Annotated in this window: 12 protein-coding genes; 10 read left to right on the plus strand and 2 right to left on the minus strand. The window is 71.6% G+C overall.

Annotated elements, in window-relative coordinates; translation table 11 throughout:
• Nucleotides 1-9: 9 nt before the first annotated feature.
• Nucleotides 10-492: a glutathione peroxidase gene (locus ACFY3L_RS08390; RefSeq protein WP_389320141.1), complete on the minus strand. Its 483-nt coding sequence runs from the start codon at nt 490-492 to the stop codon at nt 10-12.
• A 189-nt stretch (nt 493-681) separates the two neighbouring features.
• On the opposite strand from ACFY3L_RS08390, the gene ACFY3L_RS08395 reads away from it, so the two are divergent.
• Genes ACFY3L_RS08395 through ACFY3L_RS08415 form a run of 5 tightly spaced genes read left to right on the plus strand, consistent with a single transcriptional unit; the run spans nt 682 to nt 7,225 of the window.
• Nucleotides 682-2,070, plus strand: a complete 1,389-nt coding sequence (locus tag ACFY3L_RS08395) for an aldehyde dehydrogenase family protein (protein ID WP_389320144.1) — start codon at nt 682-684, stop codon at nt 2,068-2,070.
• Nucleotides 2,067-3,527: a sugar ABC transporter ATP-binding protein gene (locus ACFY3L_RS08400; protein ID WP_389320147.1), complete on the plus strand. Its 1,461-nt coding sequence runs from the start codon at nt 2,067-2,069 to the stop codon at nt 3,525-3,527. Before ACFY3L_RS08395 ends, ACFY3L_RS08400 begins: the two co-directional genes overlap by 4 nt.
• A 32-nt stretch (nt 3,528-3,559) precedes the next feature.
• Entirely contained in the window at nt 3,560-4,501 is a 942-nt protein-coding gene (locus ACFY3L_RS08405; RefSeq protein WP_389320150.1) for an ABC transporter permease, read from the plus strand.
• Between the two features lie 23 nt (nt 4,502-4,524).
• Complete coding sequence (locus tag ACFY3L_RS08410; RefSeq protein ID WP_389320153.1) at nt 4,525-5,433, plus strand: substrate-binding domain-containing protein; 909 nt, start codon at nt 4,525-4,527, stop codon at nt 5,431-5,433.
• 10 nt (nt 5,434-5,443) lie between these two features.
• Nucleotides 5,444-7,225, plus strand: coding sequence for a discoidin domain-containing protein (locus ACFY3L_RS08415; protein ID WP_389320155.1), 1,782 nt, complete (start codon nt 5,444-5,446; stop codon nt 7,223-7,225).
• 31 nt (nt 7,226-7,256) lie between these two features.
• Here ACFY3L_RS08415 and ACFY3L_RS08420 read toward each other — a convergent pair whose 3' ends face one another.
• A complete protein-coding gene (locus tag ACFY3L_RS08420; protein WP_389320157.1) occupies nt 7,257-8,921 on the minus strand; it encodes an alkaline phosphatase D family protein in 1,665 nt (554 codons plus the stop codon).
• 138 nt (nt 8,922-9,059) lie between these two features.
• On the opposite strand from ACFY3L_RS08420, the gene ftsY reads away from it, so the two are divergent.
• The 5 genes from ftsY (at nt 9,060) to ACFY3L_RS08445 (ending at nt 15,332) form a co-directional block, all read left to right on the plus strand.
• Nucleotides 9,060-10,307, plus strand: coding sequence for a signal recognition particle-docking protein FtsY (gene ftsY / locus ACFY3L_RS08425; RefSeq protein WP_389320160.1), 1,248 nt, complete (start codon nt 9,060-9,062; stop codon nt 10,305-10,307).
• 65 nt (nt 10,308-10,372) lie between these two features.
• Nucleotides 10,373-11,161, plus strand: coding sequence for an aminoglycoside phosphotransferase family protein (locus tag ACFY3L_RS08430; protein WP_360559622.1), 789 nt, complete (start codon nt 10,373-10,375; stop codon nt 11,159-11,161).
• A 172-nt stretch (nt 11,162-11,333) separates the two neighbouring features.
• On the plus strand, nt 11,334-12,716 hold the full coding sequence (locus ACFY3L_RS08435; RefSeq protein WP_389320163.1) for an ammonium transporter: 1,383 nt from the start codon (nt 11,334-11,336) through the stop codon (nt 12,714-12,716).
• Between the two features lie 27 nt (nt 12,717-12,743).
• A complete protein-coding gene (locus tag ACFY3L_RS08440) occupies nt 12,744-13,082 on the plus strand; it encodes a P-II family nitrogen regulator (protein WP_033358035.1) in 339 nt (112 codons plus the stop codon).
• 9 nt (nt 13,083-13,091) lie between these two features.
• Complete coding sequence (locus tag ACFY3L_RS08445) at nt 13,092-15,332, plus strand: [protein-PII] uridylyltransferase (RefSeq protein WP_389320167.1); 2,241 nt, start codon at nt 13,092-13,094, stop codon at nt 15,330-15,332.
• The last annotated feature ends 16 nt before the right edge of the window (nt 15,333-15,348 follow it).

The raw sequence follows: 15,348 nt of genomic DNA on the forward strand, positions 1-15,348 counted from the left end.
GCGAAGCATCTAGAGCGAAGACTCGATCGCCTTCACGACGGGATCCGACTTGGGCGTGTCCCGCGGCGAGAAGCGGGCGGCGACCGTGCCGTCGGGGGCGATCAGGAACTTCTCGAAGTTCCACCGGATGTCCCCGGTGTAGCCCTCGGTGTCCGGGACGTCGACCAGGTGCTGGTAGAGAGGGTGCCGGCCCTCGCCGTTCACCTCGACCTTCTCCGTCATCGGGAAGGTCACGCCGTAGGTCGTGCTGCAGAACTCGGCGATCTCCTCCGTGGTGCCCGGCTCCTGCCCGCCGAACTGGTTGCACGGCACGCCGAGCACGGTGAACCCGCGGTCCGCGTACTCCTTCTGCAGCGCCTCGAGCTCGGCGTACTGCGGGGTCAGCCCGCACCGCGAGGCGACGTTGACGACCAGCACGGGGTGCCCGCGGAACTGGCCGAGGTCAAGCGGATCGCCCTGCAGCCCGGCGATCTCCACGTCGTAAATGCTCATGGGGTGATCGTATGCCGACCTTGACTTCGGGGGTTCGTTCGGTACATTAACAAAGACCGATCCCGGTGAGCCCACCCTCACTCACCGCGGTCTCGCCCGTGATCCTCGCCGGACGGCGCCGGCGGACCTGCCCTGCAGCGAACAGGGCACGCCCGCGACCGCCGTACCCCCGAGGAGGGCCCAGCCATCATGGCCGTTGTCACCGTGCGCAACCCCGGCACCGGCGAAGTGCTCGGGGAGGTGCCCGCCAGCGACCCGGCGCAGGTCGCCGCGATCGTCGAGCGTGCCGCCCAAGGACAGTGGGCGATGGCCGCCACCCCCGCGCACGAGCGCGCCGAGCTGCTGCGCCGCGTCGCCGGCGGCATCGAGGCGGAGCTGGAGGGCCTGGCCAGGCTCCTCGCCGCCGAGAACGGCAAGCCGATCCAGCAGACCCGCGGCGAGGTCGAGGCGGCGATCCGCATCTTCCGCGCGACCGCGGGGGAGGCGACCCGGCTGTTCGGCCGGCAGATCCCCCTGGACGCCGTGCCGGGCCTGGAGCGGCACCTCGCGGTCACCATCCGCGAGCCGCTCGGCGTCGTCGCCGCGCTCGTGCCGTTCAACTACCCCGTCGAGCTGTACGCGCACAAGGCCGCCGCCGCCCTCGCCGCCGGCAACGCGGTCGTCGTGCAGCCGCCCGCCCGCTGCCCCCTGACCGTGCTGCGGGTCGCCGAAATCGTGCACAAGTACGCACCCCGCGACGCCCACCAGGTGGTGATCGGCGGCGCAGAGGTCAGCCGGCAGCTGGCGGAGATCAAGGGGATCGCCGCCGTCACCCTGACCGGCAGCACCGCCGCCGGCCGCGAGATCGCCCGCCTGGCCGCGGGCACGCTCAAGCGCGTCCACCTGGAGCTCGGCGGCAACGACGCGCTGATCGTCTGCGCCGACGCCGACGTGGAGGAGGCCGCCCGCGCCGTCGTGCTGGGCCGGCTCGCCCGGGGCAACGGGCAGATCTGCTGCGCGGTCAAGCGGGTGTACGCCCAGGCCGCGGTCCACGACGCGTTCGTCGACGCCCTGGTCGCGCAGACCGCGAAGCTGACGGTCGGCGACCAGCTCCTGGAGTCCACCGACATCGGCCCGCTCATCGCCGAGGAGGCCGCCGGGCGGGTGCTCGACGCCGTCCGGACGCTCGTCGCCGACGGCGCCCGGCTCGTCGCCGGCGGGGTCCGCACGCGGGCCTTCATGGACCCGACCGTGCTGGTCGACGTGCCCGCCGCCAGCCCGGCGTTCGCCGAGGAGATCTTCGGGCCGGTGGCGCCCGTGGCCCGCTTCGACGACCCGGAGGAGGCGGTCCGGCTCGCCAACGACTCCCCGTACGGCCTGCACGCCGCCGTCTTCACCCGCGACATCTCCCGCGCGCTCAGCATCGCCAAACAGCTGGACGTCGGCGGCGTCGTCGTCAACGGCTCGACCGCGCTGCGGGCGGAGAACCTGCCGTTCGGCGGGACCAAGGACACCGGCGGCCATCGGGAGGGCATCCACGACACGGTCCTCGACCTGACCCGGCAGAAGACGGTCGTCGTCATGGACGCCTTCCGATGACGCTGCGGCTGCGCGACGTCCACAAGTCCTACGCCGGCGTCGAGGTCCTGCACGGGGTGACCCTGCACGGCGAGCCCGGCGAGGTCCTCGCGATCGTGGGCGCCAACGGCGCCGGCAAGTCCACCCTGATCAAGGTGCTCGCCGGAGTTGTACCGATGAGCTCCGGCACCCTCTCGTGGGGCGACACGGAGCTCGCCCTGCGCACCCCGCACGACGCCCACGCGGCCGGCATCCGCACCGTGCACCAGGAGCTCTCCCTGGTGCCCGAGCTGTCGGTCACGGAGAACCTGCTGATGGGCGACTTCCCGCGCCGGTTCGGCCTGATCGACTGGCCGGCCGCGCACCGCCGGGCCCGGCTGCTGCTGGAGGAGATCGGCTTCGGCGGCATCGATCCGCGGCTGAAGGCGGCCACGCTGTCCGTGGCCCGGCAGCAGATGGTCGAGATCGCCAAGGCCCTCGTCAGCGAACCCCGCGTCCTCGTCCTCGACGAGCCGTCAGCGGTCCTCGCCGGCGCGGACCTCGACGCGTTGTTCGCGGTGATCCGGCGGCTGCGGGAGCGCGGGGTGCTGGTGGTGTACGTGTCGCACCGCCTCGCCGAGGTCCTGGAGCTGGCCACCCGGATCGTCGTGGTCAAGGACGGCCGGGTCGTGGCGACCACCACCCCGGACGCCACCGACGAGGCCACCCTCATCCGGCTCATGGCGGGCCGGACCCTGGACCGGATCTACCCGGAGCGCCGGCCCGCGCCAGGGGAGGGGGAGCCGCTGCTGACCGTCGACGGGCTCGGCAGGACGGGGGAGTTCGACGGCGTGTCGTTCACGCTGCGGGCCGGCGAGATCGTGGGGCTCTTCGGCCTCGTCGGGTCGGGCCGCAGCGAACTCGCCGCATGCGTGTTCGGGGCGGCCCGGCCCACCACGGGCACGGCGTTCCGGAGCCCGAAGCAGGCGATCCGGGCCGGGGTGGCGATGGTGACCGAGGACCGGGCCGGCAGTGGCCTGGTGCTCGGCATGACGGTCCGGGACAACATCGGGCTCACCACGTGGCGCTCCACCGCGTGGGGGCCGTTCATCGACCGGCGGCGGCAGCGCGCATCCGTCGCGGCGATGATCGACCGGCTCGGCATCCGGCCCGAGCGGTGCGCGGGGATGCCGGTCGTACACCTGAGCGGCGGCAACCAGCAGAAGGTGGTGCTCGCGAAATGGCTGCTCACCGGCCCGCGGGTGCTGATCCTCGACGAGCCCACCCGCGGCGTCGACATGGCCACCAGGGTCGAGATCTACCGCACCGTGGACCGGCTCGCCCGCGAAGGGCTGAGCGTGCTGCTCATCTCCTCCGACCTGACCGAGGTGCTCGGCGCCACCGACCGGGTCCTCGTCATGCGGCAGGGCCGGCTCGCCGGTGAGCTGCCGTCCGAAGGCACCACCGAGGAGCAGGTCCTGGAAAGGGCGATCGCGTGACAACGCCGGCGGTTCGGATCAGGAACAGGGACGTGACCGTCGAGGTGGCCTTCACGCTGCTGATCGCGGCGCTGATCGCCGTCGCGGCCACCACGTCGGACAGCTTTCTCAGCGGCACCAACATCACCAACCTCCTCAAGCAGATGGTCACCACGGGGCTGCTCGCCTTCGGCATGCTCGTCGTGATCCTCACCGGCGGGATCGACCTGTCCGTCGGGTCGGTCGTCGCGTTCGCCGGGATCGTGACCGCGGGCCTCGCCGCAAACCCTGCCGCGGACCTGCCGATTCCGGTGGCGATGGCGGCCGGTGTACTGAGCGGGCTCGCGTTCGGTGCGGTCAACGGCATCCTGGTGGCCCGGTTCGAGCTGGCGCCGTTCGTGGTCACCCTGGCGGCGCTCACCACGGTCCGCGGGCTCGCGTTCGTCTACTCGGAGGTGCCGATCGCACCGGCCGACCCGGCGTTCCTCACGCTGGGCTCGGCCATGGTCGGCCCCGTCCCCCTGATCACGCTGATCATGCTGGCCGTCTTCGCGACCGGCGGCGTGTTCCTGGCCCGGACGCCACCCGGGCGCTCGATCATCGCCATCGGCGGCAACGCGGAGACGGTCCGCCTGGCGGGCATCGACGTGCGACGGCACATCGTGCTCGCCTACTGCGTCAGCGGCTTCTGTGCCGGACTCGCCGGGGTCATCCTGACCAGCCGGGTCGGCATCGCACAACCCAGCGTCGGGGTCGCCTTCGAGCTCGACGCGATCGCGGCCTGCGTCATCGGCGGCGCGAGCCTGTCCGGCGGCCGGGGTTCGGCGAAGGGTGCCTTCGGCGGGGTGCTCGTCCTGGTCCTGATCAACAACCTGCTGAACCTGTACGGCGTGCAGTCGTTCTGGCAGCAGGTGCTCAAGGGACTGATCATCATCGCGGTCATCCTCGTGCAGCGCTCGAGGCGGCCGCGCTCCGTCGCGAAGGGACGCGCATGAGAAGAGCCTTACCCCTGCTCTCGATGGCAGTGACGGTGGCGGCGCTCGGCCTCACCGCCTGCTCCGGCGAGCCGGCAGGGACGGACGGGTACACCGTCGGCGTCGCGAACTTCCTGCTCAGCGGGCCGTACTTCAGCGGCATGGACGCCGCGATCGCCGCGCAGGCCAAGGCCAAGGGCAACGTGAAGATCGTCAGCACCGACGCCGGGGGCGACGCCGCCAAGCTCGCCGCCAACGTCGAGGACCTGCTCAGCAAGAACGTCGACGCGATCATCATCTCGGGCGGGCCGCTCGAGTCGGCACCGGCCGCCCTGAACGCGATCAAGGCGGCGAAGAAGCCCGTCGTGCTCGTCGACCGGAAGTTCGCCACCGGCGAGTACACCAGCTGGATCGGCCCCGACAACGAGGCCATCGGCAAACAGGACGGCGAGTTCCTGGCGGGCCGCGTCAAGGGCAAGGTCGCGATCATCAAGGGCGGGCCGGCGGACAACTCGATCGGTCTGGCCCGCACCAACGGGTTGAAGTCGGTGCTCGGTACCAAGGCGGACATCACCCTGATCGAGGCCCCCGACTTCGGCAACTGGGGCTCCGACGGCGGGCTCACCGTCATGGAGGGGCTGCTCGCCAAGCATCCCGACCTCGTCGCCGTCTTCTGCGAGAACGACGCGATGTGCCTCGGCGCGCAGCGGGCGATCGCCGCCGCCGGCAAGGCCGGGCAGATCGTGCTCGCCGGCGTCGACGGGCAGGCCGAGGCGCTCAAGGCGATCCTCGACGGCACCAACTACGTCGTCACCGGCCTGAACAGCCCGAACGTGATCGGCAAGCTCGCTCTCGACCGCACCGTCGACGTGCTCGGCGGCGCCAAGGTCGAGAAGGACACCGTCGTGCCCTCGCCGCAGATCACCAAGGACAACGCGTCCCAATACCTCTAGGAGCGTCCGCATGAGACGACTGCTCGCAGGTGCCCTGGTCGCCGGTTCGCTGGTCGCGATCCCGGTCGCCCCCGCCGCGGCGGCACCGACCTGGCGCCTGCTCTACTCGGAGAACTTCGCCCAGCCGATCAACACCGGCAACGCGCCGTGGGTCCGCGAGACCTACGCCGACCCGTTCGACACCATCACCGACGACGCCGGGCAGTGGTACCGCAACGACTACGGGCCGGCCTGGACGACGCAGTTCAACTCGTTCGACACGTACCGCAAGGAGTTCACCGTCGGGCAGAACGGCTGGCTCACCGCCTCGCTGTCCGCCCGGGACTTCAACAAGGACGGCGTGCTGGAGGCGCCGCCGTCGATCACCACCGCCACGGTCGGCGGGGCCGGCGCCGCGGTCATCAACGTGCCCGAGAGCACCGGCGGCGCCATCTTCCGCCCGACCTCGCCACTGCCCGACCAGTACCGCGTCGAGTACAAGCTCAAGACGATCGACTTCGGCGGCAAGCGCAACGGCACCATCAACTACGGCGGGCGGGTCAACGGATACTCCACCGCCGGCTGCAAGACCCAGCACCCGTGGGGCGAGGGCTCCAACAGCCCCGGCTGGAGCGGCGACGCGTCGGTGCCCTACTGCGAGTGGCAGGACGTGCGGGCCGGACCGTACGGGTACAACGGCTTCCACTTCATGACCATCGTCGACTTCGCGAACCCGGCGCCCCGCAACAACCACTTCTGGCACTACCACCGCAAGGTGCTGATGGACTCCTTCTCCCAGCACCCCGACCGGGTCGGCTCCGGCACCGGCGGGCGGGTCTGCAACGCCGCGACCAACTCCTACTACAACTACCGCGACGGCAACTTCAACACCGTCAACATGTGGATCTCCGGGATGCCCAACTGGAGCCCCGGCCCGGGCGGGCTGCCCGGCAACTCCCAGTGGTTCATGACCAGCTGCTCCGGCGGCGCCGCGGAGAACCAGCTGTCCAGCGCCGCGGAGCTGCAGCCGGAGCTCATGCCCAACGAGTACTACACGTTCGCGATCGAGCGCGACGCGACCGGCTACACGCTCGAGGCGAGCGGCAACTTCGCCCGCTCCGGGCAGCGGACGCTGCGCTTCCACCGCGACTTCGTCGTCGACAACGTGCCGATCTGGCACTACAACACCACGGCCGCCGGGTACAACGGCCAGTTCAACGGCAACCTGGTGCAGAACGACGACTTCGGCAGCACCACGTGGCCCAACCAGTGGCCGTCCGGCTCCGCCTACCCCGACTCGTTCGTGATCGGTGACCTCTACACCAACGTGTACGAGGGCTCCGCCAGCCTCACCGACATCAAGCTCTTCGTGCCCGACACCGCGCCCGCGCCCAACCTGGCCCTGAACAAGCCGGCCACGGCGTCGTCGCAGTGCGCGGCGTCCGAGGCGCCGGCGAAGGCGGTCAACGGCAGCTGGACCGGCGGCCTGTCGGACAAGTGGTGCGCGCTGGGCGCGAACAAGTGGCTGCGTGTCGACCTGGGCTCCAACCAGCAGGTGGGCAAGATCGTCCTGCGGCACTCGGGTGCCGGCGGCGAGAAGACCAGCTGGAACACGAAGGACTTCGACCTGCAGACCAGCCTGGACGGCCTCACCTGGACGACCGTCGCCCAGGTGAGGGGGAACACCGCGAACACCACCACGCACACGTTCACCCCGCGGACGGCGCGACATCTCCGCCTGAACGTGATCACCCCGACGAGCGACAGCGACACCGCCGCCCGGATCTTCGAGCTGGAGGCGTACGCGGCCTAGCGGCCGGCCCTGGGCGAGGTCAGCTCAGTCGTCAGCTCAGCTGCAGCGACGCGACCTTGCCCAGGGTCTTGTCGGGGCGGGTGCCCTCGATCCGGACGTGGGCGGAGCGGCCGTCGAGCAGGAGCACGCCGACGGCGTTGCCGAAGTAGGGGTCGGCGGTCTTGTCCCAGTGGACCGGCGGGGGCGGCAGACCCACGGAGCGGGCGAGGGCCCGCATCAGCTTCGCGGCGGGCGGGTTCCAGCCGAACTTCATCGCGGGGCGGATGTACTTCGGCATGTCGTTGTGCACCGGTGAGCAGGTCAGCTGGTACACGGGGCTGACGACGGACGGGTCGAGGTCCGCGCGGGCCGCGTAGGAGTGGTGAACGTCACCGGACAGCACGCTGATCGTCGCCGGGGCCGGTGAGACCCCGCCCTCGCCCGCGCCGACCTTGCTCAGCAGGGCGGTGAGGGCGTCGAACGAGCGGGTGAACGCCGCCCAGTGCTCCAGGTCGACCGCCTGGCGGAGCTTCTCGCCGAACTTCGACACCCAGTCGCGCGGCGACTCGGCGATCCGCTCGGTGGCGGCCTCCAGGTGGTGGATCGCCGGCGGCAGCAGCCACGGCAGCGAGGAGCCGATCAGCAGGTGGTCGTAGTCGCCGGGGATCTGCTCGGTGAGCCACTGCCACTCCGACTCCCGCAGCATCGCCCGGTGGCCGCGCTCCAGGACGCGGGCGGCGCGGTTGTCGACCACGATCAGCCGGGTCCGGTCGATGTCGATGGCGTAGCTCCACCGGTATTCGGTGGGCTCGTGGTCCGCCCGGGTGCCGAACGCGTCCAGGACCTCGGTGGCGTCGCCGTCGGCCTGCACGACCGCCGCGTAGATCTTGTCGTCGGCCAGGTCGCTCGGCGCGATGTTGCCGAGGTGCTGGTAGACCCAGTAGGAGGAGAGGCCGGCCTGGATGCGCTCCTCCCACCAGGGCAGGCCGGCCATCTTGGCGCGCCACCGGTCGGAGGTGTTCCAGTCGTCGATGATCTCGTGGTCGTCGAAGATCATCACGCTCGGGACGGTGGACAGCAGCCAGCGGATCTCCGGGTCGCCCCACGAGTCGAGGTAGAGCTTCGTGTACTCGTGGTAGTCCACCACCTGCTTCTTCGGCGCGTCGGCGCGGCGCCTGCGGCGGCGGAGCCACTTCTGGATCTTCTCGGGGGTCTCGTCCGCGTACACCTGGTCGCCGAGCAGCACGAGCATGTCGGGCCACTCGGTGGGCGCGTCGGCGTTGATCGACTCGATGAGCCGGCCCGCGTAGGAGTCCAGCGCGTCGGGTGGGAACCGGGTCACGCTCAGTGGGCTCGACTCGCGGCAGGAGCCGAAGATCAGCCGGACCGGCGCACCCGCGGGCCGCGTGCGGATCGCCGAGGGCGGTGCGTCGCTGTCCGGCGGCGGCCAGACCACGTCGCCGTCGATGCTCACCCTGTACGGCGTGACCGCGTCCTCCGGCAGCCCGGACACCACGACCAGGGCGTAGTGGTGCCCGTGGACGGTGAAGGTGCGGGCGGAGCCGCCGGCGGGCGCGGCGTCGACCTCGACGGTCGCCGGGTGCGACGTCTCCACCCAGATCGTGGCGCGGTCGCCCTCGACCCGGCGGAGCACGGGCCCCAGCAGGAGCGGGCCGTGAACCTGGTCGAGGGAGTGGGCGGAGTCGTCGTCCGGCATGTCTATGGACCTCCAGGACGCCTCTGGGGCGCTTCAGGGCAGGGACAGACCTTTCGAGGTGCACTGAAGATGATCCTGCGTGGGCCGACCTGGCGCCACTGCAGGCCCCGGAGCGAGCCGTCTGGGAGGATTCCTGCCATGGAGTCGTACATCGTCTTCGGCCTGGTGCTGCTCATCGTGGTGATCGGGGCGACACTCGCGCTGGTAGCGCCCCGTTTCCGTAAGCCACCCACCCTTCCACCGGCGCAGAAGCCGACCGTCCCTCCGACCAAGCAGGTGCCGCCCGCTCCGACGAAGCCGGCGCCGCCGGTGAAGACCGTGCCGCCGCCGGTGAAGGCGCCGCCACCGGTGAAGGCCCCGCCGCCGGTCGTGCCGGCCCCGCCGCCGACCGTGGAAGCGCCTCCGCCGGTGGTCGAGGCCCCGCCTCCCGTCGAGGCCCCGCTGGTCGAGGTGCCCGAGCCGACCGCCGGGCGGCTGGTGCGGCTGCGGGCCCGGCTGTCGCGCTCGCAGAACGTGTTCGGCAAGGGGCTGCTCGCGCTGCTGTCGCGGGACAGGCTCGACGACGACACCTGGGACGAGGTCGAGGAGACCCTGATCGGCGCCGACGTCGGCGTCGCCGCGACCACGGAGATCGTCGGGAAGCTGCGCGAGCGGGCCCGGGTGCACGGCACCGCCACCGCCTCGGAGCTGCGCGGGATGCTCGCCGACGAGCTGGTCACGGCGCTGCAGCCGGAGCTGGACCGCAGCCTGGCCGCCGTCGCCCGGAACGGGCGCCCGGGGGTGCTGCTCATCGTCGGCGTCAACGGCGCCGGCAAGACCACCACCTGCGGCAAGATCGCTCGGGTACTGGTCGCCGACGGTCACACGGTGCTGATGGGCGCGGCCGACACGTTCCGCGCCGCCGCCGCCGAGCAGCTCGCGACCTGGGGCAGCCGGGTGGGCGCGGAGGTGGTCCGCGGCCCGGAGGGCGCGGATCCGGCGTCGGTGGCGTTCGACGCGGTCAAACGGGGTATCGATGCGGGTGTGGACACCGTGCTGATCGACACCGCCGGCCGGCTGCAGAACAAGGTCGGCCTGATGGACGAGCTGGGCAAGGTCAAGCGCGTGGTGGAGAAGCACGGACCGGTCGACGAGACCCTGCTGATCCTCGACGCCACCACCGGGCAGAACGGCCTGGAGCAGGCCCGGGTGTTCACCGAGGTGGTCGACGTCACGGGCGTGGTGCTCACCAAGCTCGACGGCACCGCCAAGGGCGGGATCGTCATCGCCGTCCAGCGCAAACTGGGCATCCCGGTGAAGCTGGTCGGCCTCGGCGAGGGCCCCGACGATCTGGCGCCCTTCGATGCCCGGCAGTTCGTCGACGCACTCGTTGGCACGGACGCGTAACCTCGACGGAAGCACAGTCGGAAAGCACGGCACGCGAAGCTCGATCGGGACGCGAAGGACGACACGTGACGCAGCAGGAGATCCCCCTCCACGGCGGAAACACCTCCGTCGTGGTGCGCTCGGGAGACACCGTGCGCCGCAACGCCGGCCCCTGGACGCCGGCGGTGCATGCGCTGCTGCGGCACCTGGAGTATGTCGGGTTCACCGGCGCGCCTCGGGCGTTCGGCATCGACGAGCGAGGCCGCGAGGTCCTGTCCTACCTGGAGGGCGAGCCGGGCAGCTACCCGCTCGCCCCGCACTGGGTGACCGACGAGGCGATGGTCACCGTGGCGACCATGCTCCGGATGTTCCACGACGCGCAGGCCGGGTTCCGTCCGCCGCCCAACGCGGTGTGGCGCTCCTTCGGCCCCCCGCCGCCGGACACCGAGGTCATCTGCCACCACGACGCGGCGCCACACAACGTGATCTGGCGGCCCGACGGGACGCTGTCGCTGATCGACTTCGACCTCGCCTCGCCGGGCGCCAGGATCTACGACGTCGCCTACGCCGCGTGGACCTGGGTGCCGCTCTTCTCCGACCGCGACTCCTACACGCTCGGCTGGAAGCGGCCGAACCGGCCGCGCCGGCTGCGCATGTTCGCCGACGCGTATGGGCTGACCCCGCGTGACCGGCACCGTCTCGTGCGCGTCATCCGGAAACGGATCGTCGACCATATTGAGGGAATTCGACGCATGGCGGCCGCGGGAGACCCCGCTTTCGTGCGGATCGTGCACAAGGGGCATCTCCGTCGCCCGGTCCGTGACCTGCGGCTCATCGACTATGAGCGGCACACGCTCGAATACGCCCTTCGATAGGGCCATTCGCTTGTGTGAGCTTTTCTTCACACGCTGGAAACATGACGTGACGCCTGAGAAATCGCTCAGCGCCGGTGCGCGAAACGTGAGCCCTGGAAGCTCTCGCGCAACCGGCTGATGGGCGACGCTGCCTCGGAGGCCGGAGGGAGGATCCGACTTATAGGAGGCCGGCGTGCCGGAACCGACGCCTTTTAACGGCAGTAATACCGCATGGTTGCTGATCTCCACGGCTCTCGTGCTGCTCATGACGCCGGGTCTGGCACTGTTCTACGGTGGCCTGAACCGCGCCAAGGGCGTCCTCAACATGATGATGATGAGCTTCTCCGCCATCGGGCTCGTCAGCGTGATGTGGCTGTTCTACGGCTTCAGCCTGTCGTTCGGCACGGACACCGCCGGCGGGCTCATCGGTAAGCTGAGCAGCTACCCCGGGACCAAGACGTTCCTGGCCGAGACCGACCTCTGGGGCACCACGGGCATCCCGGTCTACGTCTTCATGGCCTTCCAGATGACCTTCGCCGTCATTACCGTCGCGCTGATCAGCGGCGCCATCTCCGACCGGGCCAAGTTCGCCGGCTGGCTGCTGTTCGCCTTCGGCTGGGCCACCCTGGTCTACTTCCCGGTCGCCCACAACGTGTGGGGCGGCGGCTGGATCGCCCAGAAGCTGCACCCGCTCGACTTCGCCGGTGGCACCGCGGTGCACATCAACGCCGGTGCCGCCGCGCTCGGTGTCGCGCTGGTCCTCGGCAAGCGCATCGGCTGGCCGCGGGAGAGCATGAAGCCGCACAACGTGCCGTTCGTCGCCCTGGGCGCCGGTCTGCTGTGGTTCGGCTGGTTCGGCTTCAACGCGGGCTCCGAGCTGACCGTCGACAGCGTCGCCGGCCTGGCGTTCATCAACACCCAGGTCGCGACCGCCGCCGCGGTGCTCGGCTGGGTGCTCGTCGAGTGGATCCGTGACCGGAAGCCGACCCTGGTCGGTGCCTCGTCCGGCGCCATCGCCGGCCTGGTCGCGATCACTCCGGCCTGTGGCTTCATCGACCCGTGGGCCGCGGTCCTGCTCGGCATCGTCGCCGGCGTCGTCTGCGCCCTCTCGGTGAGCCTGAAGTACCGGTTCGGCTTCGACGACTCGCTCGACGTCGTCGGCGTGCACTTCGTCGGCGGCTGGATCGGCACCCTGTGGCTCGGCTTCTTCGCCAACGTCAAGGCCAACAGCGCGATCGAGTCGGCGCTCGGCGCCAAGGACGGCCTGTTCTTCGGCGGTGGCGCCGGTCAGCTCGGCAGCCAGGCCGCCGCGGCGGCGATCGTCACGGTCTGGTCCTTCGCGATCGCCTACGCCCTCGCCTTCATCATCGAGAAGACGATCGGGTTCCGGGTCAGCAGCGAGGCCGAGGTCGAGGGCATCGACATCTCGGAGCACGCCGAGAGTGGTTACGATCTGTCCAACCCGGGCGGTGGTGGCGGCTCGGCCGGTGCCTTCGCCCTGGCGGGGATCGGTGGAAGCGCAAGCGCATCAGCACCGGCGGCGCAAGCCCCGGCGTCGGAAAAAGTTGCCGGTTAGCGTCGAGGGATGACGGAGGGAATGGGCATGAAGCTGGTGACCGCGGTCATCAAGCCGTACCAGCTCGACGCGGTGAAAGAGGCCCTGCACGCGCTTGGCGTGGCCGGCCTGACCGTGAGCGAGGTCCAGGGGTACGGGCGTCAGAAGGGCCACACCGAGGTCTACCGCGGTGCGGAGTACACGGTGGAGTTCGTCCCGAAGATCCGCGTCGAGATCGTCACCGACGAGCTGGACTTCGAGAAGGTCGTGGACGCCATCGTCACCGCCGCCCGCACCGGCAAGATCGGTGACGGCAAGGTCTGGGTCACCTCGGTCGACGAGGTCATCCGGGTCCGCACCGGCGAGCGCGGCCTCGACGCGCTGTAGCCGGCACACGTGACGCAACTTCCGGCGCCCGCCCCGGTTCTTTCGACCGGGGCGGGCGCCGCCGCGCGGGCCGAGCGCTGCGCGGCCCTCGACTCCTGGCTGGCGTCCGTCTACGCGGCGGCGGGTGGTCCCGGGGCCGGCGTCGCGCTCGTCGCCGTCGGCGGGCTGGGCCGCGGCGAGTGCGCCCCGCGCAGCGACCTCGACCTGGTGCTGCTGCACAGCGGCACCGATGCCGACGAACTCGGCACCCGGATGTGGTACCAGATCTGGGACGCCAAGTTCGCGCTCGACCACTCCACCCGCACCCCCGAGCAGGCCCTGCAGCTGGCCCGGGAGGACCTGAAGGTGGCGCTCGGCCTGCTGGACGCCCGGCTCGTCGCCGGCGACGGCCGCCTGCTGGACCGCCTGCACGCCGACGCCGTCGCGCAGTGGCGGCGCGAGGCCCCGCACCTGCTGCCCTCGCTGCGCGCGCTCACCCAGGCCCGCTGGGACGCCCATGGCGAGCTGGCCTTCCTGCTCGAAGGTGACGTCAAGGAGTCCCGGGGCGGCCTGCGCGACGTGAGCGTGCTGCGCGGCATCGGCTTCGCCGGCGTCGCCGACGGTCCCCGGCCGGCGGTCCGCGGGGCGCACCGCACCCTCCTCGACGTCCGGGACGCGCTGCACGCCGTGCGGGGCCGCCGCGTGGACCGGCTGCTCGCCCAGGACCGCGACGAGGTCGCCGAGCTGCTCGACCTCGGCGACCGGGACGAGGTGCTGCGGCGCATCGCGGAGGCGGCCCGCACCATCGCGTACGCCAGCGACGATGCCTGGCGCGCGGTCGAGCGCTGGTCGTCACCGGCCACCCGCGGCCACACCGGTCGCCGGCCCCTCGCCCGTGACGTCGTCGAGCAGCACGGCGAGGTCGTCCTCGCGCGGGCCGCCGTGACGCCGCGGCCCGACCCGTCGCTGCCGCTGCGTGTCGCCGCCGCGGCGGCCCGCGCCGAGTTGCCGATCGCGCACGCGACGCTGGAGTGGCTCGGCCAGTTCGCCGCGCCGATGCCGCAGCCGTGGCCGGCGCCGGCGCGCGACGCCCTCCTCACGCTCCTGGGCAGCGGCCCGTCGATGATTTCGATCTGGGAGGCGTGCGACCGGTACGGGCTGGTCGTGAACTGGCTGCCCGAGTGGGCCCGGGTCCGCAGCCTGCCCCAGCACAGCCCGGTGCACCTGTTCACCGTCGACCGGCACCTGGTCGAGACCGCCCGGCACGCCGCCCGGCTGTCCCGTGACGTCGACCGCCCCGACCTGCTGGTGCTCTGCGGCCTGCTGCACGACGTCGGCAAGGGCCTGCCCGGCGACCACAGCACCGTCGGCGCGCCGATCGCCGCCGACATCGCCGCCCGCCTCGGCCTGCCGTCCGCCGACGTCGACCTGGTCGAGAAGGTCGTCCGGCTGCACCTGCTGCTGCCCGACACGGCGACCCGCCGCGACCTCAGCGACCCGCAGACCATCGCCGGGGTCGCCGGAGCGGTCGGTGACGCCTCGACCCTGGCCGTGCTGCACGCGCTCGCCCGTGCCGACGCCGCCGCGACCGGGCCCGGCGCCTGGTCGGACTGGAAGGGCCGGCTCATCGCCGACCTGGTCCGGCACGTCGAGCGGGCACTGGACACCGGGGTGGTCGCGCCGCCGCCGTCACCGGCCGCCGCGCTGCCCGTCGCCGAGAAGCTGCCCGCCGTGCACGTCGGCACCGACGCCGTCTCGGTGACCGCGCAGGACCGGCGCGGGCTGCTCGCCGCGGTGGCCGGCTGCCTGTCGCTGCACCGCCTCGACGTGGTCGCCGCCGACACGATCAGCACCGGCGACCTGGCCAGGATGGTCTGCGCCGTCCAGCCGCGGTACGGCGGGCAGATCGACCGGGAGGCGGTCGTCAGCGACCTGCGCCGCGCCGTGCTCGGGGAGCTGCCCGTCGCCGAGCGGCTCGCGGCCCGGGAGCGCTCCGCCAGGCAGCGCAACACGGTCCCGCCGCGCGTGGTGTGGCAGCCGGCCAGCGCCGCCACCGGCGCCACCGTCCTGGAGCTGCGCGCCTCCGACACCCCAGGGCTGCTCTTCCGGGTCGCGCACGCCCTGGAGGACGTCGGCGCCGACGTGCGCTCGACCCGCATCTCGACCCTCGGCGGCGAGGTCGTCGACGCCTTCTACCTGGCCGGGGAGCTGTCCGCGGACGACCGCGCCCGGGTGGCGGACGCGGTGCTGCAGGCGGCGACGCCCCGGTAGCGTCGGTTACCCTTTG

Origin of the sequence: Dactylosporangium sp. NPDC000521 (assembly GCF_042898305.1) — a bacterium.
In the GTDB taxonomy this organism is placed as follows: Bacteria; Actinomycetota; Actinomycetes; order Mycobacteriales; family Micromonosporaceae; genus Dactylosporangium.